This is a genomic window from Tepidimonas fonticaldi (genome assembly GCF_001675355.1).
In the GTDB taxonomy this organism is placed as follows: domain Bacteria; phylum Pseudomonadota; class Gammaproteobacteria; order Burkholderiales; family Burkholderiaceae_C; genus Tepidimonas; species Tepidimonas fonticaldi.
Genome location: NZ_LZDH01000012.1, coordinates 1 through 26,341, shown reverse-complemented (window position 1 = coordinate 26,341; position 26,341 = coordinate 1). Strand labels below are relative to the sequence as shown.

Genomic DNA, 26,341 nt, shown 5'->3' with positions numbered 1-26,341 from the left:
TGCAACCATTCGGGCGGGTTTGCCCGCTGGCCGGCGCGCCCGTGCGGCGGGACAATCGCGCCACCATGAGCGCCATTGCCACCCAACTCAACCCCCGTTCGGCCGATTTCCAGGCCAATGCCGCCGCCATGCGCGCGCTGGTCGATGACCTGCACGCCCGCATCGCCCAGGTGGCGCAGGGCGGCGGCGAGGCCGCCCGCGCCAAGCACACCGCGCGCGGCAAGCTGCTGCCGCGCGAGCGGGTCGAAATGCTGCTCGACCTCGGCACGCCGTTTCTGGAAATCGCCCCGCTGGCGGCGCTGGACATGTACCAGAACGACGCCCCGGCAGCCGGGCTGATCGCGGGCATCGGCCGCGTGTCGGGCGTGGAGTGCGTCATCGTCTGCAACGACGCCACCGTCAAGGGCGGCACCTATTACCCGATGACGGTGAAGAAACACCTGCGCGCGCAGGAGATCGCGCAGCAGAACCGGCTGCCGTGCATCTACCTGGTGGACTCGGGCGGCGCCAACCTGCCCAACCAGGACGAGGTGTTCCCGGACCGCGACCACTTCGGGCGCATCTTCTACAACCAGGCCAACATGAGCGCGCAGGGCATCGCGCAGATCGCGGTGGTGATGGGCTCGTGCACGGCGGGCGGGGCCTACGTGCCGGCGATGAGCGACGAGACGATCATCGTCAAGAACCAGGGCACGATCTTCCTGGGCGGCCCGCCGCTGGTGAAGGCCGCCACCGGCGAGGTCGTCAGCGCCGAGGATCTGGGCGGCGGCGACGTGCACACGCGCCTGTCGGGCGTGGCCGACCACCTGGCCGAGAACGACCTGCACGCGCTGGCGCTGGCGCGCGAGGCGGTGGCGCGGCTGAACCGCCGCAAGGACTGGCCGGTGGCGCGCCGCGAGCCGCGCGCGCCGCTGTACCCGGCCGAGGAGCTCTACGGCGTCATCCCGACCGATGCGCGCAAGCCGTTCGACGTGCGCGAGATCATCGCGCGCCTCGTGGACGGCTCGGAGTTCCACGAGTTCAAGGCGCGCTACGGCACGACGCTGGTGTGCGGCTTTGCGCACCTCGAAGGCATGCCGGTGGGCATCGTCGCCAACAACGGCATCCTGTTTGCCGAAAGCGCCGACAAGGGCGCGCACTTCATCGAACTGTGCTGCCAGCGCAAGGTGCCGCTGGTGTTCCTGCAGAACATCACCGGCTTCATGGTCGGCCGCAAGTACGAGAACGCCGGCATCGCGCGTGCGGGCGCCAAGATGGTGACGGCGGTGGCGTGCGCGCAGGTGCCCAAGTTCACCGTCATCATCGGCGGCAGCTTCGGCGCTGGCAACTACGGCATGTGCGGGCGCGCGTACTCGCCGCGCTTCCTCTGGATGTGGCCCAACGCCCGCATCAGCGTGATGGGCGGCGAGCAGGCGGCCTCGGTGCTGGCCACCGTCAAGCGCGACGGCATCGAAGCCAAGGGCGGCACCTGGAGCGCCGAGGAGGAGGAGGCGTTCAAGGCCCCGATCCGCGCGCAGTACGAGCGCCAGGGGCACCCCTACTACGCCACGGCGCGGCTGTGGGACGACGGCGTCATCGACCCGGCGGACACGCGCCGCGTGCTGGCGCTGGGGCTGTCGGCGGCACTCAATGCGCCGATTCCGGACACCCGCTTCGGCGTCTTCCGCATGTGAGCAAGGGGGCGACCATGGGGAACCTGACCGTTGCCGTGACTGGCCACCGTGCCACCGTCACCCTCACGCGCGCCGAGCTGCGCAATGCCTTCAACGACGAGGTGATCGCCGAGCTGACCGCGGCATTTGCCGAACTGGGCGCGCGCGACGATGTGCGCGCCATCGTGCTGGCCGCCGAGGGGCCGGCGTTTTGCGCCGGGGCGGACCTGAACTGGATGCGCCGCATGGCCGACTACAGCCGCGACGAAAACCTGGCCGATGCCGGCCGGCTGGCGGCGATGCTGCGCACGATCCACGAATGTCCCAAGCCCACGGTAGCCCGGGTGCAGGGCGATGTGTACGCCGGCGGCATGGGGCTGGTGGCGGCGTGCGACGTGGCGGTCGCGGTGGAGAGCGCGGGCTTTTGCCTCAGCGAGGTCAAGCTCGGGTTGATTCCCGCCACCATCGGGCCGTATGTGGTGCGCGCCATGGGCGCGCGCGCGGCGCACCGGTATTTTCTGACGGCTGAGCGCTTCGACGCGGCCGAGGCGCTGCGCATCGGCTTCGTGCACGAGGTGGTGCCGGCCGACGCGCTGGACGCCCGGGTGGACGCCATCGTGCAGGCCCTGTGCAGCGCCGGCCCGGCGGCCGTGGCTGCCGCCAAGCGCTTGGTGCGCGACGTCGCCGGGGCCCTGCTGGACGATGCCCTGGTGGCCCGCACCGTCGAAGCCATTGCCGACATCCGCGCCAGCGCCGAAGGGCGCGAGGGTGTCCAGTCCTTCCTGCACAAGCGCAAGCCCCAGTGGCTGGCGTGACGGAGTCGACCCCATGTTCCACAAAATTCTGATCGCCAACCGCGGAGAGATCGCCTGCCGCGTGGCCGCCACGGCGCGCCGGCTCGGCATCCGCACCGTCGCCGTGTACTCCGAGGCCGATGCGCAGGCGCGTCACGTCGCCGCCTGCGACGAGGCGGTGTGCGTCGGCGGCGCCGCGCCCAAGGACAGCTATCTGCGCTGGGAGCGCATCATCGAGGCCGCGCGGGCCACCGGCGCCCAGGCCATCCACCCGGGCTACGGCTTCCTGAGCGAAAACGAGGGCTTTGCGCAAGCCTGCGCGGACGCGGGGCTGGTGTTCATCGGCCCGCCGCCGTCGGCCATCGCCGCCATGGGTCTAAAGGCGGAGTCCAAGCGCCTGATGGAAACCGCCGGCGTGCCGCTGGTACCCGGCTACCACGGCGCCGATCAGGATCCGCGCCTGCTCAAGGCCGAGGCCGACCGCATCGGCTACCCGGTGTTGATCAAGGCCAGCGCGGGCGGCGGCGGCAAGGGCATGCGGCTGGTGGAGGCGCCCGAGGCCTTCGACGACGCCCTGGCCTCGTGCCAGCGCGAGGCGCTCAACAGCTTTGGCGACGCGGCGGTGCTCATCGAAAAATATGTGCAGCGCCCGCGCCACATCGAGATCCAGGTGTTTGCCGATGCGCACGGCAACGCGGTCTACCTGTTCGAGCGCGATTGCTCGGTGCAGCGCCGCCACCAGAAGGTGCTGGAGGAGGCCCCCGCCCCCGGCATGCCGCCGGAGCTGCGCGAGCGCATGGGGCTGGCCGCCGTGGCGGCCGCGCGCGCGGTCGGCTATGTGGGCGCGGGGACGGTGGAGTTCATCGTCGAGCAGCCACAGGGGTACGACCACCCCGAGGCGATGCGCTTTTACTTCATGGAGATGAACACCCGGCTGCAGGTCGAGCATCCGGTGACCGAAGCCATCACCGGGCTGGATCTGGTCGAGTGGCAGTTGCGCGTGGCGGCGGGCGAGCCGCTGCCCCTGGCCCAGCGCGACCTGCGCCTGCAGGGCCACGCGATCGAGGCGCGCATCTGCGCCGAGAACCCGGACAACCAGTTTCTGCCTGCCACGGGCCGACTGAGCGTGTACCGCAAGCCGACGTGCAGCGCCTTTGCCGTGTCGGATGTGCGCATCGACGACGGCGTGGGCGAGGGCGACACCATCAGCCCGCACTACGACTCCATGATCGCCAAGCTGATCGTGCGCGGCGACACGCGCGAGCAGGCGCTGGCGCGGCTGGACCAGGCGCTGGCGCAGTTGCACATCGTCGGCGTGGCCAACAATGTGGCGTTTTTGCGCCATGTGGTGCGCAGCCCATCGTTCGCGCAGGCGCGGCTGGACACGGCGCTCATCGCGCGCGAGTCCGCCGTCCTCTTTGGCCAGCAGCCGGTTTCGTTGACGGCGGCGGTGGCGATCGCGGTCGCCCACACCCTGACCACCGAGGCGCAGGCCGCCCAGGAGGCGAGTGCCGAGGGGCACGACCCCTGGCGCGCGCGCGACGGCTTTGCCAGCCATGGCGAGCGCAGCCGGCGCTTCGCCTTCCAGTGGGGCGAGGACACCGTGCCGGCCCGCCTGACCTGGCGCCGCGACGGCTCCCGCTGGCTGGTGGTGGGCGAGGGCGAAGCCGCCACCGCCGGCGCGCTGGCGTGGCGCGACGCGCCCGGGGGCGGCTGGGCGCTGGGGGTATCGTTTGCCGGCGAGGACTGGCGCGCCACCGTCTACGCCCAGGGGGAACGGCTGCATCTGTTCACCCCGCAGGGGTCGGCCGCCATCGTCGAGGTGGACCTGCTGGCCCACGCCGGTGACGCGGCGGCCGAGGGCGGGCGGCTCACCGCGCCCATGCCGGGCAAGGTCGTCGCCTTCCTGGTGCAGGCTGGCGATGCGGTCAAGAAGGGGCAGCCGCTGGCCGTGCTGGAAGCGATGAAGATGGAGCACACCATCGCCGCCCCGGCCGACGGCACCGTCGCCGAGCTGCTGTATGCGCCCGGCGATCAGGTGGCCGACGGGGCCGAGCTGCTGCGTCTGGGCGGCGCCTGACCCGGCGCTTGACCCAGTGCGACAGCGCGCCCCTGCCGAGTGCGCTAGGCTTGCGGGCCATGCACCTGACGTTTTGCTGCACCGATACCAAGGCCGAGCCCTGGCTGGCCGGCCTGCGCGCCGCGCTGCCCGGCGCCGCCGTCAGCGAGTGGACGCCGGGGGCGCCCCCGGCGGACTATGCGGTCGTCTGGGCGCCGCCGCAGCGCTTCATCGACGAGCAGCCGCGCCTGCGCGCCCTGTTCAACATCGGCGCCGGAGTCGATGCCTTGCTGCGCCTGCGCTTGCCCCCGGGGCTGCGCGTGGTGCGGCTGGACGACGCCGGCATGGCGGTGCAAATGGCCGAATACGTCTGCCACGCGGTGATTCGCCAGTTCCGGGAGTTCGACGCCTACGAAGCGGCCCAGCGCGAGGAGCGGTGGGCCTTTCGCAAACCGCAGCGGCGCGCCGACTGGACCGTCGGTTTGCTGGGCCTGGGCGTGCTGGGCACGCGCGTCGCGCAGGCGCTGCAGGGGTTCGAGTTTCCCGTCATCGGCTACAGCCGCAGCCCCAAGGCGCTGCCAGGGGTGATCAGCTTTCATGGCGCGGACGGGCTGGCCCCGTTTCTGGCGCGCAGCCGTGTGCTGGTCAATCTGCTGCCGCTGACGCCCGAGACGCGCGGGCTGCTCAACCGCCAGACGCTGGCCCAACTGCCGCGCGGGGCGTACCTGATCAACGTCGCGCGCGGGGCCCATGTGGTGGCAGACGACCTCCTCGCGCTGCTGGACAGCGGCCACCTCAGCGGTGCCGCACTGGACGTGTTTGCGACCGAGCCGCTGCCCGCCGGGCACCCGTTTTGGCGGCATCCGCGCATCACCGTCACCCCCCACACGGCCGCGCGCACCCTGCGCGATGAGAGCATCGCCCAGATTGCCGGCAAGATCCTCGCGCTGGAGCGCGGCGAGCCGATCCGCGGCGTCGTCGATCCGGCGCGCGGCTATTGAACGACCCAGAACCCTGCCATGAGTACCGCGAACTACCCCGCCCGTGTCCGCCTGATCGACGTCGGCCCGCGCGACGGCCTGCAAAACGAAAAGCAGCCCGTGCCCGCGGCGGTCAAAATCGAACTCGTGCACCGCCTGCAGGCCGCGGGCCTGTGGGAGATCGAAGTCACCAGTTACGTCAGCCCCAAATGGGTGCCGCAGATGGCCGACAACCACGCCGTCATGGCCGGTATCACCCGCCAGCCGGGCGTGCGCTACTCCGTGCTCACGCCCAACCTCAAGGGCTTCGAGGCGGCGCTGGCCGACCGGCCGGACGAGATCGTGGTGTTCGGTGCGGCCAGCGAGGCGTTCAGCCAGAAGAACATCAACTGCAGCATTGCCGAGAGCATCGAGCGCTTTGCGCCGGTGGTGGAAGCGGCGCGCAAGGCCGGTATTGCCGTGCGCGGCGCCATGAGTTGCACCGTGGGCTGCCCGTACGAGGGCGACATCGCGCCCGAGCGCGTGGGCATGCTGGCCCGGTTGATGAAGGGTATCGGGGTGCAGCGCGTGGACGTGGCCGACACCATCGGCGTGGGCACGCCGCTGAAGGTGCAGCGCGCCATCGAGGCGACGCTGGCCCACTACGACATCGACCACATCAGCGGCCATTTCCACGACACCTATGGCCAGGCGCTGGCCAACACGCTGGCGGCGCTGCAGATGGGGGTGTGGAACTTTCAATCCTCGGTCGCGGGGCTGGGCGGCTGCCCCTACGCCAAAGGCGCGACCGGCAATGTCGCCACCGAGGACGTGGTCTATCTGCTGCACGGCCTGGGCATCGACACGGGCATCGATCTGGAGGCGCTGGCCGACACCGGCGCCTGGATCAGCGAACGGTTGGGGCGTCCGACGGGGTCGCGCGTCGGGCGTGCCCTGCTGGCCAAGCGCGCGTCCGCAGCAGAGAGGTGCTGAGTGTGTGGCGCGCAGGTCAAACCGCTGCCCGAGGGGGTGCGCCGCGTCGCGGCCGCCTTGCAGGGCCATGGTGCCGGGCACGAGCCGGTGATGCTGGACGACGCCGCGCGCACGGCGCAACAGGCGGCCGATGCGCTGGGCGTGGCGTTGGGTCAGATCGCCAAGAGCATCATCTTCCGCCGGCTGCCGGACGATGCGGCGGTGCTGGTCATCACCAGCGGCGACCGCCGCGTGGACGAGGCCAAGGTGGCCCCGCTGGTGTGTGCGCCGGGCCAATCGCTGGGGCGGGCGGATGCGGCGTTCGTCAAGGCGGCGACGGGGTTTTCGATCGGCGGGGTGGCGCCGCTGGCGCACGCCCACCCCCCGGTGACGCTGATCGATGCCGAGCTGTTTCGCTTCGACGTGATCTGGGCCGCGGCGGGGCATCCGCATGCGGTGTTTCGGCTGACCCCGGCGGAGCTGCGGGCATGGACCGGGGCCCCGGTGGCCGATGTCACCGCCCGCTAACATCCGCCCATGACGACGAATCCCCCCGCTCGCCGCCGCCTGTCGCTGGCCGATGCGCTGCGCCGCAGCCCGGCCGGGGCGCCCGTGCCGTCGCCCTGCATCGGCGTCTGCCGCATGGACGAAGCCCGCGGCCTGTGCGCCGGTTGCTGGCGCACGCTAGACGAGATCGCCGCCTGGGGCGGCAGCGACGATGCCACCCGGCGCCGTATTTGGCAGGCGGTGGAGGCGCGGCAGGCGGCCGCGCTCGGCTGAGCGGCGTCAGGCCGCGGCGGCCGGTGCGGGCGACGCGCCATCGGCGGGTTCGGCCAGCGCGGCCCGCCGGTCGCTGCGCTTGGCGCGGTACATGGCGCGGTACATGGCGCGGTCGGCGCTGCGCAGCAGGTCCGCCAGTTGCCGCCCGTCGCGGGGGTAGCGCGCGATGCCGATGCTGCCGCCCACCGCCACCTCCACCCCCTGGTTGCGGATGGGCTCGGCCACGGCGAGGGCGAGCCGCTCCCCCAGCGACAGCAGCAGTTGGGCGTCGCGCTGGTCGCGCAGCAGGATCACGAATTCGTCCCCACCCAGGCGGGCGACGGTATCCGTCTCGCGCACCTGCTGCTGCAGCCGCCGCGCGACGGTTTGCAGCACCCGGTCGCCCCATTCGTGCCCGTGGCGGTCGTTGACCGGCTTGAAGCGATCCAGATCGAGCAGCATGAGCGCGTGCTCGCCGTCCCCGCCGAGCAGCGGCTGGGCGGCGCGTGCCAGGCCCGACCGGTTGGCCAGGCCCGTCAGGGGGTCGGTGGCTGCGGCCTCGGCCAGGTCGGCGGCGCGCCGTCCCAGCACGGCCTGCTCCTCCTGCAGGGCTCGAATGCGGCGGCTCAGGGCGATGGCAAAGACGACCAGCTCGGCCACGATGCCGATCTGCAGGCCGTTGGCGAGCACGAACGGCGCGTGGAGCACGCCCTGGTTGACCAGCACCAGCGCGATCACCATGACGAACAGCGCGCCCTGGCCCGCCAGGTACCAGCGCGCCGGCCCCGCGGCCCGCACGGCGTCCAGGGTCAACGTGCCTTCCGGGTCCGCCAATACTTCCACCTGACCCGTCAGCGGCAGCCCGGACGGCAGCCGCTGCACCAGGACGCCGTCGCCCGCCCAGACCGACAGGGCAAGCATCCACCCCAGGAGCAGCGTCCCTAACCGCCGCCATGCCATGGCCCACCCCGTCGCCAGGAACGGCGACCGGCGGGGGCATGGGTGCGCAAGCAAGCCGGTGGGCATGGGGACATTGGCCGACCGGGAGGCCGCCAGGGAGGGAAATTGCGCGATCATGCTCGCAGAGACGGGCGCCGCCGCCGTGTCGTTCCCGTCTTGGCCGGTGCCGCGTCGCCTATCGGGGCTGTCCGAGGGTTTGCGGCATGTAGTAAAGTGCATCAGGCAGACCAAAATTCGGCCGAACCAGCGGCGATTTCAGGAGCAAGAGGTGAATTCAACTGCATTGGCGCAGCGGCCGTCCGACCGGCTGGGCCGTCCGGTCCCCAAGGGCCGCACCCCCACGCCGCAGGCCCGCGCCACGGTGGCCCGGCTGTGCGACGGGCTGGAGCCGCGGCGCGACCTGCTGATCGAGCACCTGCACCGGCTGCAGGACGCCTTGGGCGGCCTGTCGCGCGACGCTCTGGCCGCGCTGGCCGAGCGGCTGCGCCTGAGCCAGGCCGAGGTCTACGAGGTCGCGACGTTCTACCACCACTTCCGCGTTCTGGACGACGGCGCGGTGCCGCCGCGCGTGACGGTGCGCGTCTGCACCAGCCTGCCGTGCGCGCAGGCCGGCGGCGAGGGGCTGCTGGCGCGTGTGCGCGCTGCGCTGGCCGGCGACCCGGGCGTGGCGGTGGAGGCGGTGCCGTGCATTGGGCAGTGCCACGCGGCGCCGGCCGCCTGCGTCGGGCAGCGGCAGGTGGCCCCGGCGCCGGCCGAGGCGGTGATCGAGCTGGCGCGCGCTGGCGAGACCGCGCCGCGCCGCGCCCCGGCGCACGGCGCACCGCCGCAGCCGCACGACTACGCGCAGCTGGAGCGGCTGCTCCGCGGCGAGCTGCGCCCGATCGACGTGCTGCGGGAGCTGGAGGCCAGCGGCCTGCGCGGCCTGGGCGGCGCGGGCTTTCCGGCCTGGCGCAAGTGGGTCACGGTGGCCGGCCAGCCGGGGCCGCGCCACGGCGTCGTCAACGTGGACGAGGGCGAGGTCGGCACCTTCAAGGACTGGCACCTGCTGGCGCACGACCCGCGCCCGGCGCTGGAGGGTCTGCTGATCGCCGCCGCCGTGGTGGGCCTGCGCCACCTGTGGATCTATGTGCGTGACGAATACCCCGACGTGCGCGCCCTGCTGGCGCAGGAGCTGCGGGCCCTGCGCGAGCGGCTGGCCGTCTGGCAGCAGCGCCACCCGCACGCCTTCGGCGACCCGGACGCGCCCCGGGCGGACGGCACGCGCGCGCTGCTGCCGGCGGGCGGGCCGGCGATCGAGCTGCGCCGCGGCGCCGGCGCCTACGTCTGCGGCGAGGAGTCGGCGCTGATCGAGTCGATCGAGGGCAAGCGCGGCCTGCCGCGCCTGCGCCCGCCGATCGTCGCGCAGCGGGGCGTGTTCGGCCGCCCGACGCTGGCGCACAACGTCGAGACGCTGTGGTGGCTGCCGACGCTGCTGCGCGACGGCGGGGCGGCCTGGGCCGCCGGCGGCGTGCGCGGCCGGGTCGGCTGGCGGCGCTACAGCGTCAGCGGCCGCGTGCGCCGGCCCGGCTGCTACCTGCGCCCGGCCGGCACCACGCTGCGCGAGCTGATCGAGGCCGCCGGCGGCATGGCCGACGGCCACGAGCTGTACGCCTTCCTGCCGGGCGGCGCCTCCGGCGGCATCCTGCCGGCGGCGCTGGCCGACGAGCCGCTGGACTTCGACACGCTGGCCGCGCACGGCGCCTTCGTCGGCTCGATGGCGGTGGTGGTGCTGTCGCAGGCCGACCGCGCACGCGACGCCGCGGCGTCGCTGCTGCGCTTCTTCGCGCACGAATCCTGCGGCCAGTGCACGCCGTGCCGCGCCGGCACGGCGCAGGCGGTGGCGCTGCTGCAGGACGAGGTCTGGGACCGCGAGCGCCTGGCGGACCTGTCGCAGGCGATGCGCGAGGCCTCCATCTGCGGGTTGGGGCAGGCCGCGCCCAACCCGTTCGACAGCGTGTTGCGCTACTTTCCGCATGAGGTGACGCGATGAACACCCCCGCCGAGGCCGCCGCGATCGAGTTCACGCTGGACGGCCGCGCCGTGACCGCCCGGGCGAGCGAGACGCTGTGGGAGGTGGCGCGCCGCGTCGGCGTCGAGCTGCCGCACCTGTGCCACCGCCCCGGCCTGCCGCCGGCCGGCAACTGCCGCGCCTGCGTCGTCGAGGTGGCGGGCGAGCGCACGCTCGCCGCCTCGTGCTGCCGCGCGCCGCAGCCCGGCATGCAGGTGCGCACCGACAGCGAGCGCGCCGTGCGCGCCCGCCGCACGGTGCTGGAGCTGCTGCTGGCCGATGCGCCGGCCAGCGCCGGGCTCAAGCTGGACAGCGAGCTGGAGCACTGGGCGCGGCGCACCGGCGCGGCCGCCGGCCGCTGGCCGGCGCGCGGGGCGGCGCAGGCGCACGCCGCGCCCGACGCCACCCACCCGGCGTTCACGGTGCGGCTGGACGCCTGCATCCAGTGCACGCGCTGCGTGCGCGCCTGCCGCGACGTGCAGGGCAACGACGTGCTGGGCCTGGCCGGCCGCGGCGGGCAGGCGCGCATCGTCTTCGACCAGGGTGACCGCGTGGCCGACAGCACCTGCGTGGCCTGCGGCGAGTGCGTGCAGGCCTGCCCGACCGGTGCGCTGGCGCCGGCCAACGGCGCCTACGCGCGGCGTGCCGAGCGCGTGGTGCGCTCGGTGTGCCCGTTCTGCGGCGTCGGCTGCGCGGTGGACCTGCACGTGCGCGGCGGCCGCCTGGAGCGCGTCGACGGCGCGCCGGGGCCGGCCAACGATGGCCGGCTGTGCGTCAAGGGCCGCTTCGGCATGGACTACGTGCACCACCCGCAGCGCCTGACCACGCCGCTGATCCGCCGCCCCGACGCGCCGAAGGATCCATCCCTGCTGGCGCCGGGGCCGGACGGCCGCCCCGACCCCGCGGCGCTGTGGGCGCAGTTCCGCCCCGCGACGTGGGAGGAGGCGCTGGACGCCGCCGCCGCCGGGCTGGCGCGCGTGCGCGATGCGGCGCGCGCCCAGGGCCTGCGCGGCCGCGCGGTGCCGGTGGCGGGCTTCGGCTCGGCCAAGGGCAGCAACGAGGAAGCCTACCTGTTCCAGAAGCTGCTGCGCAGCGCGTTCGGCACCCACAACGTCGACCACTGCACGCGGCTGTGCCACGCCTCCAGCGTCGCCGCGCTGATGGAGGGCATCGGCAGCGGCGCGGTCAGCAACCCGGTGCGCGACTGCGCGCACGCCGACCTGATTGTCCTGATCGGCGCCAACCCGGCGCAGAACCACCCGGTGGCGGCGAGCTGGATCAAGAACGCGGTGCGCCGCGGCGCGCGGCTGGTGCTGGCCGACCCGCGCCGCACCGAGCTGGCGCGCCACGCCTGGCGCACGCTCGCCTTCAAGCCCGGCACGGACGTGGCGCTGCTCAACGCGCTGCTGCACGTCATCGTCACCGAGGGGCTGGTCGACGAGGCCTTCGTCGCGCAGCGCGTGCACCCGGGCGACCTCGAGGCGCTGCGCGCGCACCTGCAGGCCTTCAGCCCGGAGGCGATGGCGCCGGTGTGCGGCATCGACGCCGCCACGCTGCGCGAGGTGGCGCGCGCCTACGCCACGGCGCCGGCGGCGATGATCTTCTGGGGCATGGGGGTGTCGCAGCACGCCCACGGCACCGACAACGCGCGCGCGCTCATCGCGCTGGCGCTGCTGACCGGCCAGATCGGCCGCCCCGGCACCGGGCTGCACCCGCTGCGCGGCCAGAACAACGTGCAGGGCGCCAGCGACGCCGGGTTGATTCCGATGGTGCTGCCGGACTACCGGCGCGTGGCCGATCCGCTGGCCCGCGCCGCCGCCGAGGCCGCCTGGGGCCTGCCGCCCGGCGCGCTGCCGGACGAACCGGGCCTGACGGTGGTGGAGATCCTCGACGCCGCGCACGAGGGCCGCATCCACGCGATGCTGATCCAGGGCGAAAACCCGGCGATGAGCGACCCGGACGTGGCGCACGCGCGCGCCGCGCTGGCGCGCCTCGAGCATCTGGTGGTGATCGACATCTTCCTGACCGAGACCGCGGCGCTGGCCGACGTGGTGCTGCCCGCCACCGCCTGGCCGGAGAAGACCGGCAGCGTCACCAACACCGACCGGCTGGTGCAGCTGGGCCGCCCGGCGCTGGCGCCGCCCGGGCAGGCGCGCGCCGACGCCTGGATCCTGGAGCAGCTGGCGCGCCGGCTGGGGCTGGACTGGCACTACGGCATCGACCCGCTGGGCGGCGCGCCCGAGCCGGGCAGCGGCATCGGCCGCGTGTTCGACGAGATGGCCGGCCTGATGCCGGCGCTGGCCGGGCTGACGTGGGCGCGGCTGCTGCGCGTCGGCGCCATCACGCACCCGGTGGCCGGCCCGGATGACCCCGGCCGGCCGATCGTCTTCACCGAGGGCTTCCCGACCGCGGACGGGCGCGCGCGGCTGGTGCCGGCGCGGCTGACAGCACCCGCGGAGCCGCCCGACGCCGACTACCCCTACGTGCTGATCACCGGCCGCCAGCTCGAGCACTGGCACACCGGCGCGATGACGCGGCGCAGCGCCGTGCTGGACGCGCTGGAGCCGGCGCCGCACGTCAGCCTGCATCCCGCGCTGCTGGCGCGGCTGGGCCTGCGCGCCGGCCAGCCGGTGCGCCTGCGCACGCGGCGCGGCAGCGTCACGGTGGCCACGCGCGCCGACGAGGCGGTGCCGGACGGCGCGGCCTTTCTGCCGTTTGCCTACGCCGAGGCGGCGGCCAACCTGCTGACGATCGCGGCGCTGGACCCGGTGGCCAAGATCGCCGAGGTCAAGCACTGCGCGGTGGCGATCGAGCCGGTGGCGGCGGCCGCGACCGTTTGACCCACCGCAAGGAACCGGCGCGCCACCCGCGCCGACCCCAGTCATCCGGTTGCCGTGGCGCCGGGCTGGGCTAAGATGCCGTCACCCTATTGCAGGAGACCGACCGATGTTCAAGAAGATCCTCGTTCCCGTCGATGGCTCGGCGCTGGCGCACGCCGCCGGCGAACTGGCGGCCGATCTCGCCCGCCAGCACGGCGCCCAAGTGGTGGGCGTCTATGTGATCGACCCGTTCCCGTATATCGGCATTGGCGACGCGTCGGCCGTGGGGCTGCAGGCCTATCTGGCCGAGGCGCAGGCCGCGGCGGGCAAGGCGCTGGACGATCTGCGGCAGGTCTGTGCCGCGCGCGGCGTGCCGTTCTCCGGCGACACCATCGAGCGCAACGTCACCTACGAAGGCATTCTGGAGACCGCCGAGGCCGAGGCCTGCGACCTGATCGTCATGGGCTCGCACGGCCGCAAGGGCGTGCAGGCGCTCATCCTGGGCAGCGTCGCGCAGAAGGTGCTCACCCACGCCAAGGTGCCGGTGCTGATCGTCAAGCCCCAGGCCTGATGCCGCCGCCCCGCGCGGTGGGGTGCCGCGTGGGGTTACGGCGGGGTGCCTAGAATGATCGGCTCCCATTGCCTGCCCCGCACCCCGCCATGTCCGCCCGCCTGCCCGAGACCAGCGATCCGACCCGCGACGACGAGGAGGGCGCGCCCCTGCAGGGCGTCATCCGCATCCGCGGCGCGCGCCAGCACAACCTCAAGCAGATCGATCTGGACATCCGCACGGGCGAGCTGACCGTCGTCACCGGCCCGAGCGGATCGGGCAAGTCCAGCCTGGTCTTCGACACCCTGTTCGCCGAGGGCCAGCGCCGCTACGTCGAAACCTTCTCGGCCTATGCGCGGCAGTTTCTGGACCGCATGGACAAGCCGGCGGTGGACCGCATCGACGGCGTGCCGCCCGCCATCGCCATCGACCAGACCAACCCGGTGCGCTCGTCGCGCTCCACGGTCGGGACGATGACCGAGCTCAACGACCACCTGAAGCTGCTGTTCGCCCGCGCCGGCCAGTTGTTCGACCGCGACACCGCCCTGCCGGTGCGCCACGACACGGTGGAGACCATCGTGGCCGATCTGCACGCGCGGGCCGCCGCCGCCGGCGATCCGCGCCTGGTCGTGACCTTCGCCGTCGAACTGCCCGCCAGCACCCGCGACGAGGAGGTGCAGCAGTGGCTTTCCGCCAGCGGCTACACCCGCGTCCAGGCCGAGCAGACCGTGGGCGAGCGCCGCCGGCTCGACGTGGTGGCGGACCGCTTTCGCATCGGCAGCGCCGATCCGGCGCGCGTCGCCGAGGCGGTGGAGACCGCGCTCAAGCGCGGCGGCGGGCGCCTGACGGTGTATGCGCTGGCGGACGGGGCCGAGCCGGTCCAGTGGCGCTATTCCACCGGGCTGCACTGCCCGGAGAGCGACATCCGCTACGCCGACCCGCGGCCGTCGCTGTTCTCGTTCAACTCGCCCGCCGGCGCGTGCGAGACCTGCCGCGGCTTCGGACGTGTCATCGGGGTGGACTGGGGCCTGGTCATCCCGAACGACAAACTCACCCTGCGCGCAGGCGCCATCAAGCCCATCCAGACCCCGGCCTATCAGGAGTGCCAGGACGACCTGATGCGCCACGCCGAGGCCGCGGGCATTCCGCGCGATACGCCGTGGTACCAGCTCGCCCCGGAGCAGCAGCGCTGGGTGCTGGAGGGGTCGCCGCACTGGACCGGGGACTGGAAGCGCCAGTGGTACGGCATCCGCCGCTTCTTCGACTACCTGGAGAGCAAGGCCTACAAGATGCACATCCGGGTGCTGCTGTCCAAATACCGCAGCTACACCGAGTGCCCGGCGTGCGGCGGCGCGCGCCTCAAGACCGAGAGCCTGCTCTGGCGCATCGGGTCGCGCGCCGATGCGGACGCCGTGCTGCCGCCCGAGCGGCGCTTTCGCCCGCGCGGCGTGGCCTGGAGCGACGCGCAACTGCAGGCGCTGCCCGGGCTGTGCCTGCATGACCTGATGGGGCTGCCGATCGAGCGCCTGCGCCGCTTCTTTCAGGGCCTGCAGGCCCGGCTGGACGAGCTGCCGGCGGGCGAGCGCCAGGCCCAGGCGCTGTTGTACGACGAGATCACCGCCCGGCTGCGCTACCTGTGCGATGTGGGGCTGGGCTATCTGACGCTGGACCGCCAGAGCCGCACCCTCTCCGGCGGCGAGGTGCAGCGCATCAACCTGACCACGGCGCTGGGCACCTCGCTGGTCAACACCCTGTTCGTGCTGGACGAGCCCTCCATCGGCCTGCATCCGCGCGACATGGCCCGCATCAACCAGGCCATGGCCCGCTTGCGCGACGCCGGCAACACCCTGGTCGTGGTGGAGCACGACCCGGCCGTGATGCTGGCCGCCGACCGCATCCTCGACATGGGCCCCGGCCCCGGCGAGCGCGGCGGCCGCATCGTGTTCGACGGCACGCCAGCGCAACTGCGCGGCGCCGACACGCTCACCGGCCAGTACCTGTCGGGGCGGCGGCAAATCGGCTTTGGCGTCAAGCGCCGGGTCACCGAGTCCACCCCCCGCCTGATCCTGGAGGGCGCGCGCGAGCACAACCTGCGCGCGCTGGACGTCGCCTTTCCGCTGCAGCGGCTGGTGGTGGTGACCGGGGTCAGCGGCTCGGGCAAATCCACCCTGGTGCAGGACATTCTGGCGCCTGCGCTGCTGCGCCACTTCGGCCAGGCCACCGAATCCCCCGGGGCGCACGACCGGCTGCTCGGCGCCGATCACCTGGAGGGTGTGGTCTTCGTGGACCAGTCGCCCATCGGCAAGACGGCGCGCTCCAACCCGGTCAGCTACGTCGGCGCCTGGGACGCCATCCGCACCCTGTTCGCGCAGTCGCCGCTGGCGCAGCAGCGCGGCTACACGGCGGCCAAGTTCAGCTTCAACAGCGGGGACGGGCGCTGCCCCACCTGCGGGGGCTCGGGCTTCGAGCATGTGGAGATGCAATTCCTCTCCGACGTGTATCTGCGCTGCCCGGACTGCCAGGGGCGGCGCTACCGCCCCGAGGTGCTGGAGGTGACCATCGAGCGCGCGGGCCGTTGGCTGAGCGTGGCGGATGTGCTGGAGCTGACCGTCACCGAGGCCGCACACTGCTTTGCCAGCGACCGCGACGTGATGCGCGCGCTGCAGCCGCTGCTGGACGTGGGGCTGGAATACCTGCGGCTGGGCCAGCCCGTGCCCACGCTGTCCGGGGGCGAGGCGCAGCGCCTCAAGCTGGCCGGCCATCTGGCCGCCGCCGCGGCCGCCGAGCCTCGCCCGCGACGTGCCCGCACGACGGCCGCCGCGCCCGCGCCGTCGCCCTGGGCGGGCAAGGCGCCGGCGCGGGCGCGCGGGACGCTGTTTTTGTTCGACGAACCCACCACGGGGCTGCACTTCGACGACATCGCCAAGCTGATGCGCGCGCTGCGCAAGCTGCTGGAGGCGGGCCATTCGCTGGTCGTGATCGAGCACAACCTGGACGTCATCCGCGCCGCCGACTGGGTGCTGGATCTGGGGCCGGAGGGCGGCGACGGCGGGGGCACGCTGGTGTTCGCCGGCCCGCCCGAGGAGCTGCGTCACCACCCCACCAGCCACACCGCCCAGGCGCTGCGCGAGTACGCCGAGGCCTTGGGCGAAGCGACCGCCGCCCGCGAGCCGCGCCCGGCACTGCCCGCGCCCGTGTCGCGGCCCGCGTCCGCGCCGCCGGCCATCCGCATCGTGCACGCGCGCGAGCACAACCTGCGCGATCTGTCGGTGGACATCCCGCGCGGGCGCTTCACTGTCATCACCGGCGTCAGCGGGTCGGGCAAGTCCACCCTGGCGTTCGACATTCTGTTCAACGAGGGGCAGCGCCGGTACCTGGAAAGCCTCAACGCCTACGCGCGCAGCATCGTGCAGCCGGCCGGCCGGCCCGAGGTGGATGCCGTCTGGGGCATCCCCCCGACGGTGGCGATCGAGCAGCGCCTCTCGCGCGGCGGGCGCAAGTCCACCGTCGGCACGGTGACCGAGGTCTGGCACTACCTGCGCCTGCTCTACGTCAAGCTGGGGGTGCAGCACTGCGTGCACGACGGCGCTCCCGTCCAGCCGCAGACGCCGGACAGCATCCTGGCGCAGCTCATGCAGCGCCACCGGGGGCAGACGCTGGGCATCCTGGCGCCGCTGGTCATCCACCGCAAAGGGGTCTATACGGAGTGGGCCGAATGGGCCGCCCAGCGCGGCCACACCCACCTGCGGGTGGATGGCGAGTTTCTGCCCACGCAAGGGTTTCCGCGCCTGGACCGTTTCAAGGAGCACACGCTGGAGCTGCCCGTGGCCACCGTCCACGTCACGCCCGCGGCCGAGGGCGAGCTGCGCGCAGCGCTGGCGCAGGCCCTGCAGCATGGCAAGGGCGTGGTCCATGTGCTGGCGGGCATCGAGGGTTTGGCCGCGGCGCTGGAGGCCGGCGGCACCGGCCGCGGCCTGGGCACGGTGGCGGTGTATTCCACCCTGCGCGCCTGCCCGGTGTGCGCCACCAGCTATGCGGAGCTGGACCCGCGCCTGTTCTCGTACAACAGCAAGCACGGCTGGTGCCCCGACTGCGTGGGCACGGGCGTGCAGCTCACGCGCGAGCAGCGCCGGGCACTGGACGACAGCCAGCGCGACGACGACCGCCGCGGGCGCGAGCAGACCTTTGCCGAGCCCGATCTGGAAGACCTCGGCGACCAGCCCTGTGCGACTTGCGGCGGCACGCGGCTCCATCCGGTGGCGCGCGCCGTGCGCTTCCACGGCCGGCCCATCACCGACATCGCGCGTCTGAGCGTGGGCGAGGTGCTGGACTGGGTGCGCGCCCTGCAGCAGCCCGGCGCGCTGACCGCGCGCGAGGCCGACATCGCCCGCGATCTGCTGCCCGAAATCGAGAGCCGCCTGCGTTTTCTGCTGCAGGTGGGGCTGGGCTATCTGACGCTGGACCGCGGCGCGCCCACCCTCTCGGGGGGCGAGGCGCAGCGCATCCGCCTGGCCGCGCAGCTGGGCTCCAACCTGCAGGGGGTGTGCTATGTGCTCGACGAGCCGACCATCGGCCTGCATCCGCGCGACAACCGCATCCTGCTCGACGCACTGCATGCGCTGCGGCGGCACGGCAACACCCTGGTGGTCGTGGAGCACGACGAGGACACCATCCGCCGCGCCGATCACCTGATCGACATTGGCCCCGGTGCGGGGCGGCTGGGCGGGCGGGTGGTGGCCCAGGGGCGCATCGAGGATGTGATGGCGGCCGCCGACTCCCAGACCGGGCGCTACTTGGCGCAGGCCATCCGCCACCCGCTGCAGGCGCGCCGCCCCGTGAGCGCGGACGCGCCCGCCCTGGTGGTGCGTGGCGCACGCCGGCACAACCTGCAGGGCATGGATGTCACCGTCCCGCTGCACCGGCTGGTCGCCGTCACCGGCGTCAGCGGCTCGGGCAAATCCACGCTGGCCCGCGACGTGCTGCTGACCAATCTGGCCGCCGCGCTGGCCCAATCCCGGTCACGTGGTGCGTCCAGCCCCGCGCGCGCCATCGTTTGGACCGGCTGCAGCGGTCTGGAAGGGGCCGAGGCCGTGGACCGCGTGCTGGAGGTGGACCAGACCCCCATCGGCAAGACCCCGCGCTCCTGCCCGGCCACCTACATCGGCTTCTGGGACACCATCCGCAAGCTCTATGCCGAGACGCTGGAGGCGAAAGCGCGCGGCTACGGGCCGGGGCGTTTCTCGTTCAACACCGGCGAGGGGCGCTGTCCGGTCTGCGAAGGGCAGGGCCTGCGCACCATCGAGATGAGCTTCCTGCCCGACGTCAAGGTGCCGTGCGAGGCCTGCCACGGGGCGCGCTTCAACCCCGAGACGCTGGCCGTCACCTGGCGCGGCAAGTCCATCGGCGACGTGCTGGCCCTGTCGGTGGACGAGGCGGTGGACTTCTTCGCTTCGATGCCGTCGATCGCCCACCCGCTGCAGCTGCTGCGCGACGTCGGCCTGGGCTACCTGACGCTGGGCCAGCCCAGCCCCACGCTGTCGGGCGGCGAGGCCCAGCGCATCAAACTGGTGACCGAGCTGACCAAGGTGCGCGACGACGTCGGCCGCCGCGGCCAGAAGGCGCCGCACACCCTGTACGTGCTGGACGAGCCCACCGTGGGCCTGCACATGGCGGATGTGGACAAGCTCATCCGCGTGCTGCACCGGCTGGTCGATGCGGGGCACAGCGTGGTCGTCATCGAGCACGACCTGGACCTGATCGCCGAGGCCGACTGGGTCTTGGATCTGGGGCCCGAGGGCGGCGCGGGCGGCGGTCGCCTGGTCGGCGCCGGCACCCCCGAGGATCTGGTGCGCCTGGGCACCCACACCGGTCAGGCCCTGGCCGCGGTGCTGTCGCGCGGTGCCTGAGCGCGCATCGCCCCATGAACGGCCCCGGGCGTGTGGTGTGGATCGAGCCGGACGCCCCGGCCAAGCCGGCCTGGGGGGCGCCGTGCAACGGTTGCGGCGTGTGCTGCCTGATCGAGCCGTGCCCGATCGGCCTACTGCTCAGCCGCCGCCGACGCGGCCCTTGTGTGGCCTTGCGCTGGGTGGGGGCCGAGCGCCGCTACCGCTGCGGGGCGGTCGCTGCGCCGGGGGAGGTGCTGGGCTGGGGGCAGGGGCCGTGGGGGCGTGGGCTGTCGGCCCTGGCGCGGCCGGTGTTGGCGCGCTGGATCGCCGCGGGCCGCGGGTGCGATTGCGACGCCCAAGTCGATCCCGGCCCCGGATCTTGACGCGCGTCAACTCCGGCGCGTGCCCGTTCTTGCATCATCCGCATATTTGAATGGACCGATGAAAGGACAGCCATGGACATGGCGGCGTGGATCGAGCGCTGGGGCGAGCCCGCCGTGCTGGCCATGGGCGGGTTGGTGCTGGGCTTGGGGTTTGGCTTCTTCGGCCAGCGCTCCAGGTTCTGCCTGCGCGCGGCGGTGATCGAGTTCTGGCACCGCCGCTTCGGCGACAAGCTGGCGGTGTGGCTGCTGGCGTTTGCCACTGCGGTGGTGGCGGTGCAGGGCATGATCCTGCTGGGCTGGCTGGACGTCTCCAGCGCACGCCAGCTGGCTGCGCGCGGCAGCCTGTCGGGCGCGCTGGTCGGCGGGCTGCTGTTCGGCCTGGGCATGGTGATGACGCGCGGCTGCGCCAGCCGGCTGCTGGTGCTGTCGGCCAACGGCAACCTGCGCGCGCTGCTGTCGGGGCTGATCTTCGCGGTGACGGCACAGGCCTCGCTGTCCGGGGCGCTGGCGCCGTGGCGCGAGGCGGTCAGCGGCTGGTGGGTGGTGGAGGGCGGCCCGTCGCGCGACCTGCTGGCGCTGGTGGGCGGCGGCCCCAAGGTCGGCCTGCTGTTCGGGCTGGTGTGGATGGCTGCGGCGCTGTGGTTCGCGGTGCGCAGTGGCTGGAGCTTCTGGAAGTGGGTCGGCGGCGCCGCCACCGGGCTGATGGTGGCACTGGCCTGGTGGTTCAGCTACCAGGTGATGGCGCACTCGTTCGAGCCGGTCCAGATCCAGGGCATGACCTTCAGCGGCCCGTCGGCCGAGTGGCTGATGCGCGTGCTGGCCGAGTCGGACAAGCCGTGGACCTTCGGCCTGGGGCTGATGCCGGGGGTGTTCCTCGGTTCGCTGGCCGGCGCGCTGGTCGGGCGCGAGTGGAAGCTGGAGGGCTTCGGCGGCGCCTACACCATGCCGCGCTACATCGTCGGCGCGGTGCTGATGGGCTTTGGCTCGATGCTGGCCGGTGGCTGTGCGGTCGGCGCCGGCATGACCGGGGGGGCCATCTTCGCGCTGACGGCGTGGCTGACGCTGGTCGGCATGTGGATCGGCGGCGGCATCGCCGACCGGCTGATCGACCGGCCGCACCCCCGGGCCGAGCCGGTGCCGTTGGCTGGCGCGGTCGCCGACATGGCCCGGGCGCCCTGAGATGCCCCGCTGCGCCCTGAGTCGTCCGCCAAGCCGCGGCAACGGGCTTCACAGCCGGTGGCCGGCCCGCGCCCGTGCCAGCAGCACCAGACACGCCACGGCCACCGCCAGCAGGAGCGCCGGAAAGCCCACGCGCGGGGCCCACTGCAGGGCGGCACCGGCCAGCGACGGGGCCAGCACCCCGCCCAAGGTATAGGCCATCACCAGCACGGCCGTGCTGTTGACCAACGTGACCCCCCGCTCGCGCGCCCCGATGTCGATCATGGCCAAGGTATAGAGACACCCCCCGGCCCCGCCCCACAAAAAGGCCACCGGCCACGCCAGCCATGGCGTGCCAGCTACCCACGGGATGACCAGCGTGGCCAGCAGGGTGATCGCCGCGCATCCCCGCATCAGCTGCAGACGGGCCCCACCCGCACCGCCCCGGCGGCCACCCTGGCGGCCCAGCCGGTCGGCCAGTGCCCCGGCCGGCAGCATCAACACCGAACTGCCCAGCCCGCTGGCCGACACCAGCAGGGCAGCCGCAGCGGCGCCCAAACCCAGCGCCAACCCGTACAGCGGCAGGATGGCGGTCAGGCCGCTTTCGAAAAAGCCGCCGCAAAAGCCCGCCGCCATGATGACGGGGTGGGCGCGCAGCGCCGTCCAGACGCCGCGCCAGCCGACGTGGGCCTCGTGCGCATCCGCCTCCGGCGGCAGCGGGGGTACGAAGAACGCCCACACCAACCCCGCCGCCAGCAGCGCCACCGACAGCCACAGGGCGGCCGCGCTGGACGGCCCGACGGCGGCCAGCAGCATCGGCCCGATCACGAAGGTGGCGCCCACCATTGTTTCGAACAGCCCGACGGCGCGTCCCCGCAGATGGGCCGGGGCGAATTCGGCGACCAGCGCCTCGGCGAGTACCCAGCGCAGGCCCGAGGCCATGCCCGCCAGCACCTTCAGGCCAAACCACAGCGCCAGCGCCGCCGAGCCCTCCAGCGGCAGGCCATAGCCGATGCCCGCGAGCACCGGCACGGCCCCCGACAGCCACAGCGCCGGGCGCCGCCCCAAGGCGCGCGTCAGCGCCGAGGCAAACGGCGTGACCAGCAGAATGCCCACCCAGGCGCTGGCGGCGAACACCCCGATCAGCGCCGTCGGGGCCCCCTGCTCGGTCAGGCGTAGGATCAGCCAGGGCGTGAGCATGAAGTAGCCCGCCAGCTCAAAGAAGGTCGAGCCAAAAATCACGAACAGCCCCCGACGGGAGGGGGCGGCAGCGGCAAGGGTCATGGTGAGCGATGACGGCCGGAAGGCCAGGGTTAGGGCAGGGCGCGGGCGCCGTGGGCTTGGCACACGGCCGCGCTTGTCTGTACAATTATGGGTTCGGCGGAACCACGCTGCCGAGTGTTTTGCCGGCCGCAAAAGCCGGTACATCCAGCAAAGAGGACTCCTATGTACGCGGTCATAAAAACCGGTGGCAAGCAGTATCGCGTCGCTGCCGGCGAAAAAATCAAAGTAGAACAGATCGCTGCGGACGTAGGCCAAGAGATCGTGATCGACCAGGTGTTGGCCGTCGGCAACGGCGCGGACATCCGGGTGGGCACCCCCTTGGTCAGCGGCGCAACGGTCACGGCCACGGTCGTGTCGCATGGTCGGGGTGAGAAGGTGCGCATCTTCAAGCTGCGCCGCCGCAAGCACTACCAAAAGCGCCAGGGCCATCGCCAAAACTTCACCGAGCTGCAGATCGGCTCGATCAACGTCTGACGAGGTGACACACCATGGCACAGAAAAAAGGCGGCGGCTCCACGCGTAACGGCCGCGACTCCAAGCCCAAGATGCTGGGTGTGAAGGTGTTCGGCGGCCAGGACGTCAGCGCCGGCGCGATCATCGTGCGTCAGCGCGGCACCCAGTTCCACCCCGGCATCGGCACCGGTATCGGCAAGGACCACACCATCTACGCCACCGTGGCGGGCAAGGTCGAGTTCGCCGTCAAGGGCGCGCTCAACCGCAAGGTGATCAACGTCATCCCGGCCTGACGCAGGCGTGGCGGGGGCATCGTCCCCCGGGGCCACGGCCGGCTGCAGGCCATCCCGGCACGGGCCCGCGCTGCGGGCCCTTGTCGTTTTGCGATCGGCGCAGGAGCCGTCATGAAGTTCGTCGATGAAGCCTATGTCGACGTCGCCGCAGGCGACGGGGGCAACGGCTGCGCCTCGTTCCGGCACGAGAAGTTCAAGGAATTCGGCGGGCCCGACGGCGGCGACGGCGGCCGCGGCGGCCACGTCTGGGCCTTGGCCGACGAGAACCTCAACACCCTGGTCGATTACCGCTACACGCGCCGCTTCGAAGCGCAGCGCGGCGAGCACGGCAAGGGCTCCGACATGTTCGGCGCCAAGGGCGAGGACATCGTGTTGCGCATGCCGGTTGGCACGGTCATCAGCGATGCCGAGACCGGCCAGGTGCTGTTCGAGCTGCTGCAGCCCGGACAAAAGGAACTGATCGCCAAGGGCGGCGACGGCGGTTTTGGCAACCTGCACTTCAAAAGCTCCACCAACCGCGCGCCGCGCCAAAAGACGCTCGGGCGCCCGGGCGAGCGCCGCAGCCTCAAGCTCGAACTCAAGGTGTTGGCCGACGTGGGGCTGCTCGGCATGCCCAACGCCGGCAAGTCCACGCTGATCGCGGCCGTCTCCAACGCGCGGCCCAAGATTGCCGACTATCCCTTCACCACGCTGCACCCCAACCTGGGCGTGGTGCGTGTCGGGCCGGAAAAGAGCTTCGTCATCGCCGATGTGCCGGGCCTGATCGAGGGCGCGGCCGAGGGGGCCGGTCTGGGCCACCAGTTCCTGCGCCACCTGCAGCGCACGCGGCTGCTGCTGCACATCGTGGACATGGCGCCCTTCGACGAGTCGGTCGATCCGGTCGCCCAGGCGCGCGCCATCGTCGCGGAGCTGAAAAAGTACGATCCCCAACTGGCGGCCAAGCCGCGCTGGCTGGTGCTCAACAAGCTGGACATGGTGCCGGCCGAGGAGCGCGAGCAGCGCGTGCGGGACTTCGTGCGCCGCCTGCGCTTCAAGGGCCCGGTGTTCGAGATCTCGGCCCTGACGCGCGCAGGCTGCGAGCGGCTGATGCAAAAGGTCTATGAGCATCTGGTGGCGCAGCGCGAGGCCGAGGCGCCCCCGGTGGAGGTGGACCCGCGCTTCGACGCGGCGCGGCAGGATGCCGACACCCCCGCCGCCGACGATCCGCGTTTTCGCGCCTGACCCCTTTCTTTCCCCCTTGCCCGACGACGATGACGACCGACCTGACCAGCGCCGATGTCCGCCCCGTGGACGGGGCCGCCCCCGCCAGCGCACTGGCCACCCCGAGCCGTGCGCCGGCCGAGGTGCTGCGCGGCGCGCGGCGCATCGTGGTCAAGGTCGGCTCCAGCCTCGTCACCAACGAAGGGCGGGGCCTGGACGAAGGCGCCATCGGCCAGTGGAGCCGTCAGCTCGCCGCCCTGGTGCGCGACGGCCGCGAGGTCATCATGGTCAGCAGCGGCGCCATCGCCGAGGGCATGAAGCGCCTGGGTTGGACCACCCGCCCCAAAGAGGTGCATGAGCTGCAGGCCGCCGCTGCCGTCGGTCAGATGGGCCTGGCCCAGATGTACGAGACCAAGCTGCGCGAGCAGGGCGTGGGCAGCGCCCAGGTGCTGCTCACGCACGCCGACCTGGCCGACCGCGAGCGCTACCTGAACGCCCGCTCGACCCTGTTGACGCTGCTGGCGCTGGGCGTCGTGCCCGTCATCAACGAAAACGACACCGTCGTCAACGACGAAATCAAGTTCGGCGACAACGACACCCTGGGCGCGCTGGTGGCCAATCTGGTCGAGGCGGATCTGCTGGTCATCCTGACCGACCAGCGCGGCCTGTACACGGCCGATCCGCGCAAGGACCCGGCGGCGGCATTCGTGCACGTCGCCCGCGCCGGTGATCCGCTGCTCGAAGCCATGGCTGGCGGCGCGGGCAGCCGCGTGGGCACCGGCGGCATGATCACCAAGATCCTGGCGGCCAAGCGCGCGGCCGGCTCCGGCGCATCCACCGTGATTGCGTGGGGACGCGAGCCGGACGTGCTGCTGCGCCTGATCGGCGGCGAGCCGATCGGCACCTGTCTGGTGGCCGATGCCCCCAAGCAGCAGGCCCGCAAGCGCTGGATGACCAGCCATTTGCAGTTGCGCGGCTCGGTCACGGTGGACGCTGGCGCCGTGGACAAGCTGGTCAAAGAGGGCAAGAGCCTGTTGCCCATCGGCATGACCGCGGTGGAAGGCGACTTTCACCGCGGCGATGTGATCGCGGTGCGTGCGCCCGACGGGCGCGAGATCGCCCGCGGGCTGGCCAACTACGCCGCGGCCGAGGCGCGGCTGATCTGCCGCCGCTCCTCCGCCGAATTCGACAAGCTGCTCGGCTATGCGGCCGAGCCCGAGATGATCCACCGCGACAACCTGGTGGTCACCCTGCGCTGATCCGGCGCCGGCGGTCGCCCCACGGGCGTGCCGTCAGCGCTCGGGCTTGCCGACGCGCAGGGCGCGCAGCATGTCGGCCGGCCGCCCGTTGGGGGTGGGGCCGTCGCAAAAGCCGTTGCGCGCCAGCGCCACCGCCGGGCGGGAGGCAAACTCCCCGCCCAGGTTGCGCCACTCGGCGCCGGGGTTGGGGCGCCATTCCCCGGGCGGGCCGGGGTTCCAGTGGGCGTAGGTCTTGACCTGGGCGGTGGTGCAGCGCAGCCCCTCGTACCAGGCGTTGAGCGCACCGCTGGCGCTTTGCGCCACGATCACATACCGGATCACCCCATCCGGGCCCAGCGTCACCGAGGCCGGGTCCACGCCAAAGCGCAACTGGCTGTTGACCGACACCACGAACGGCACCAAGCCGTCCTGCCGCAGCGGCGGGGGCGGCGGCGCATCGGCCTCTCGCCACTCGCGGTTGGGGTCGGTCAGCAGTTGTGCCTGGGCCCCGGCGGCCGCAACCCCTAGCAGCAGCGCAGCCAGCAGTAGCCGGCCGGCCGGGCGCGCCCGGTATCCGGTGGGGGCGAGGGCGGAGGAGGGGGGTGGGGCGGGGCGGGACACGCGCGCAGGGCTCCGGGTCAGGGGGATGGGGGACGGAGCGGCATGGCCCCTTCGGCCAGCGGGCCCGCATCGGGCGGGGCCGGCTGGGGGTCGAAGCTGCCCCCCGGGCGCAGCTCCAGGTGGGCGGGCATGGCCAGGTGCGCCGGCCGCGCTCGGGGGCGCCGGCCCGCTGCGGGCTCTGTCGGTGGGGCGGGCCAGCGGCCCCGGCCGTTGCCGCGCTGTTAGCGGTCGCGGCTGTCTCTGTCGCGTCCTGCC

General features: G+C 72.8%; 20 protein-coding genes. 17 read left to right on the top strand and 3 right to left on the bottom strand.

Translation table 11 applies throughout. The features are described 5' to 3' along the window. The first annotated feature begins 65 nt into the window (after nucleotides 1-65). Genes A9O67_RS02080 through A9O67_RS02050 form a run of 7 tightly spaced genes read left to right on the top strand, consistent with a single transcriptional unit; the run spans nucleotide 66 to nucleotide 7,216 of the window. On the top strand, nucleotides 66-1,673 hold the full coding sequence (locus A9O67_RS02080; protein ID WP_068606915.1) for a carboxyl transferase domain-containing protein: 1,608 nt from the start codon (nucleotides 66-68) through the stop codon (nucleotides 1,671-1,673). Nucleotides 1,674-1,687: 14 nt separating this feature from the next. Then, a complete protein-coding gene (locus tag A9O67_RS02075; RefSeq protein ID WP_068607088.1) occupies nucleotides 1,688-2,467 on the top strand; it encodes an enoyl-CoA hydratase/isomerase family protein in 780 nt (259 codons plus the stop codon). Nucleotides 2,468-2,480: 13 nt separating this feature from the next. Further along, a complete protein-coding gene (locus A9O67_RS02070; RefSeq protein ID WP_068606913.1) occupies nucleotides 2,481-4,526 on the top strand; it encodes an acetyl-CoA carboxylase biotin carboxylase subunit in 2,046 nt (681 codons plus the stop codon). A 59-nt stretch (nucleotides 4,527-4,585) separates the two neighbouring features. Beyond that, nucleotides 4,586-5,506: a 2-hydroxyacid dehydrogenase gene (locus A9O67_RS02065; protein ID WP_068606911.1), complete on the top strand. Its 921-nt coding sequence runs from the start codon at nucleotides 4,586-4,588 to the stop codon at nucleotides 5,504-5,506. An 18-nt stretch (nucleotides 5,507-5,524) separates the two neighbouring features. After that, nucleotides 5,525-6,457, top strand: coding sequence for a hydroxymethylglutaryl-CoA lyase (locus A9O67_RS02060; RefSeq protein WP_068606909.1), 933 nt, complete (start codon nucleotides 5,525-5,527; stop codon nucleotides 6,455-6,457). Beyond that, nucleotides 6,458-6,964 (top strand): YbaK/EbsC family protein, encoded by a 507-nt coding sequence (locus tag A9O67_RS02055; RefSeq protein ID WP_068606907.1) that lies wholly within the window; start codon nucleotides 6,458-6,460, stop codon nucleotides 6,962-6,964. Between the two features lie 9 nt (nucleotides 6,965-6,973). Further along, the gene (locus A9O67_RS02050; protein ID WP_068606905.1) at nucleotides 6,974-7,216 is read left to right on the top strand and encodes a DUF1289 domain-containing protein; all 243 of its coding nucleotides are present in this window, start codon (nucleotides 6,974-6,976) and stop codon (nucleotides 7,214-7,216) included. Between the two features lie 6 nt (nucleotides 7,217-7,222). Here the strand turns inward: A9O67_RS02050 and A9O67_RS02045 are convergent, their stop codons facing one another. Next, complete coding sequence (locus A9O67_RS02045) at nucleotides 7,223-8,155, bottom strand: GGDEF domain-containing protein (protein WP_231960172.1); 933 nt, start codon at nucleotides 8,153-8,155, stop codon at nucleotides 7,223-7,225. 268 nt (nucleotides 8,156-8,423) lie between these two features. Here A9O67_RS02045 and A9O67_RS02040 point away from each other — a divergent pair, with 268 nt between their 5' ends. The 6 genes from A9O67_RS02040 (at nucleotide 8,424) to A9O67_RS02015 (ending at nucleotide 21,018) form a co-directional block, all read left to right on the top strand. Then, complete coding sequence (locus A9O67_RS02040; RefSeq protein WP_231960171.1) at nucleotides 8,424-10,184, top strand: NADH-ubiquinone oxidoreductase-F iron-sulfur binding region domain-containing protein; 1,761 nt, start codon at nucleotides 8,424-8,426, stop codon at nucleotides 10,182-10,184. Beyond that, entirely contained in the window at nucleotides 10,181-13,042 is a 2,862-nt protein-coding gene (locus A9O67_RS02035) for a molybdopterin-dependent oxidoreductase (protein ID WP_068606901.1), read from the top strand. The genes A9O67_RS02040 and A9O67_RS02035 overlap by 4 nt, the downstream gene beginning before the upstream one ends. A gap of 106 nt (nucleotides 13,043-13,148) precedes the next feature. Next, a complete protein-coding gene (locus tag A9O67_RS02030) occupies nucleotides 13,149-13,592 on the top strand; it encodes a universal stress protein (protein WP_068606899.1) in 444 nt (147 codons plus the stop codon). Nucleotides 13,593-13,681: 89 nt separating this feature from the next. Further along, nucleotides 13,682-19,477: an excinuclease ABC subunit UvrA gene (gene uvrA / locus A9O67_RS02025; RefSeq protein ID WP_082955286.1), complete on the top strand. Its 5,796-nt coding sequence runs from the start codon at nucleotides 13,682-13,684 to the stop codon at nucleotides 19,475-19,477. A gap of 14 nt (nucleotides 19,478-19,491) precedes the next feature. Further along, nucleotides 19,492-19,839 (top strand): hypothetical protein, encoded by a 348-nt coding sequence (locus A9O67_RS02020; protein WP_068606897.1) that lies wholly within the window; start codon nucleotides 19,492-19,494, stop codon nucleotides 19,837-19,839. A 72-nt stretch (nucleotides 19,840-19,911) separates the two neighbouring features. Beyond that, the gene (locus A9O67_RS02015) at nucleotides 19,912-21,018 is read left to right on the top strand and encodes a YeeE/YedE family protein (protein WP_068606895.1); all 1,107 of its coding nucleotides are present in this window, start codon (nucleotides 19,912-19,914) and stop codon (nucleotides 21,016-21,018) included. Nucleotides 21,019-21,066: 48 nt separating this feature from the next. Here A9O67_RS02015 and A9O67_RS02010 read toward each other — a convergent pair whose 3' ends face one another. Further along, complete coding sequence (locus tag A9O67_RS02010; protein WP_068606892.1) at nucleotides 21,067-22,281, bottom strand: MFS transporter; 1,215 nt, start codon at nucleotides 22,279-22,281, stop codon at nucleotides 21,067-21,069. Between the two features lie 162 nt (nucleotides 22,282-22,443). On the opposite strand from A9O67_RS02010, the gene rplU reads away from it, so the two are divergent. From rplU to proB, 4 genes are all read left to right on the top strand, one after another. Continuing rightward, nucleotides 22,444-22,755, top strand: a complete 312-nt coding sequence (rplU, locus tag A9O67_RS02005) for a 50S ribosomal protein L21 (protein ID WP_068606890.1) — start codon at nucleotides 22,444-22,446, stop codon at nucleotides 22,753-22,755. Nucleotides 22,756-22,769: 14 nt separating this feature from the next. Further along, entirely contained in the window at nucleotides 22,770-23,027 is a 258-nt protein-coding gene (rpmA, locus tag A9O67_RS02000; RefSeq protein ID WP_068606886.1) for a 50S ribosomal protein L27, read from the top strand. Nucleotides 23,028-23,138: 111 nt separating this feature from the next. Then, nucleotides 23,139-24,248 (top strand): Obg family GTPase CgtA, encoded by a 1,110-nt coding sequence (gene cgtA, locus A9O67_RS01995; RefSeq protein WP_068606884.1) that lies wholly within the window; start codon nucleotides 23,139-23,141, stop codon nucleotides 24,246-24,248. Nucleotides 24,249-24,277: 29 nt separating this feature from the next. After that, on the top strand, nucleotides 24,278-25,486 hold the full coding sequence (gene proB / locus A9O67_RS01990) for a glutamate 5-kinase (protein ID WP_082955284.1): 1,209 nt from the start codon (nucleotides 24,278-24,280) through the stop codon (nucleotides 25,484-25,486). Between the two features lie 33 nt (nucleotides 25,487-25,519). Here proB and A9O67_RS12870 read toward each other — a convergent pair whose 3' ends face one another. Continuing rightward, nucleotides 25,520-26,086, bottom strand: coding sequence for a CNP1-like family protein (locus A9O67_RS12870; RefSeq protein WP_197484400.1), 567 nt, complete (start codon nucleotides 26,084-26,086; stop codon nucleotides 25,520-25,522). Nucleotides 26,087-26,341: the final 255 nt, after the last annotated feature.

Coding starts and splice junctions, on each gene's coding strand:
- A9O67_RS02080 (WP_068606915.1), top strand. CDS start 66: ATGAGCGCCATTGCCACCCAACTCAACCCCCGTTCGGCCGATTTCCAG.
- A9O67_RS02075 (WP_068607088.1), top strand. CDS start 1,688: ATGGGGAACCTGACCGTTGCCGTGACTGGCCACCGTGCCACCGTCACC.
- A9O67_RS02070 (WP_068606913.1), top strand. CDS start 2,481: ATGTTCCACAAAATTCTGATCGCCAACCGCGGAGAGATCGCCTGCCGC.
- A9O67_RS02065 (WP_068606911.1), top strand. CDS start 4,586: ATGCACCTGACGTTTTGCTGCACCGATACCAAGGCCGAGCCCTGGCTG.
- A9O67_RS02060 (WP_068606909.1), top strand. CDS start 5,525: ATGAGTACCGCGAACTACCCCGCCCGTGTCCGCCTGATCGACGTCGGC.
- A9O67_RS02050 (WP_068606905.1), top strand. CDS start 6,974: ATGACGACGAATCCCCCCGCTCGCCGCCGCCTGTCGCTGGCCGATGCG.
- A9O67_RS02045 (WP_231960172.1), bottom strand. CDS start 8,155: ATGGCATGGCGGCGGTTAGGGACGCTGCTCCTGGGGTGGATGCTTGCC.
- A9O67_RS02035 (WP_068606901.1), top strand. CDS start 10,181: ATGAACACCCCCGCCGAGGCCGCCGCGATCGAGTTCACGCTGGACGGC.
- A9O67_RS02030 (WP_068606899.1), top strand. CDS start 13,149: ATGTTCAAGAAGATCCTCGTTCCCGTCGATGGCTCGGCGCTGGCGCAC.
- uvrA (WP_082955286.1), top strand. CDS start 13,682: ATGTCCGCCCGCCTGCCCGAGACCAGCGATCCGACCCGCGACGACGAG.
- A9O67_RS02020 (WP_068606897.1), top strand. CDS start 19,492: ATGAACGGCCCCGGGCGTGTGGTGTGGATCGAGCCGGACGCCCCGGCC.
- A9O67_RS02015 (WP_068606895.1), top strand. CDS start 19,912: ATGGACATGGCGGCGTGGATCGAGCGCTGGGGCGAGCCCGCCGTGCTG.
- A9O67_RS02010 (WP_068606892.1), bottom strand. CDS start 22,281: ATGACCCTTGCCGCTGCCGCCCCCTCCCGTCGGGGGCTGTTCGTGATT.
- rplU (WP_068606890.1), top strand. CDS start 22,444: ATGTACGCGGTCATAAAAACCGGTGGCAAGCAGTATCGCGTCGCTGCC.
- rpmA (WP_068606886.1), top strand. CDS start 22,770: ATGGCACAGAAAAAAGGCGGCGGCTCCACGCGTAACGGCCGCGACTCC.
- cgtA (WP_068606884.1), top strand. CDS start 23,139: ATGAAGTTCGTCGATGAAGCCTATGTCGACGTCGCCGCAGGCGACGGG.
- proB (WP_082955284.1), top strand. CDS start 24,278: ATGACGACCGACCTGACCAGCGCCGATGTCCGCCCCGTGGACGGGGCC.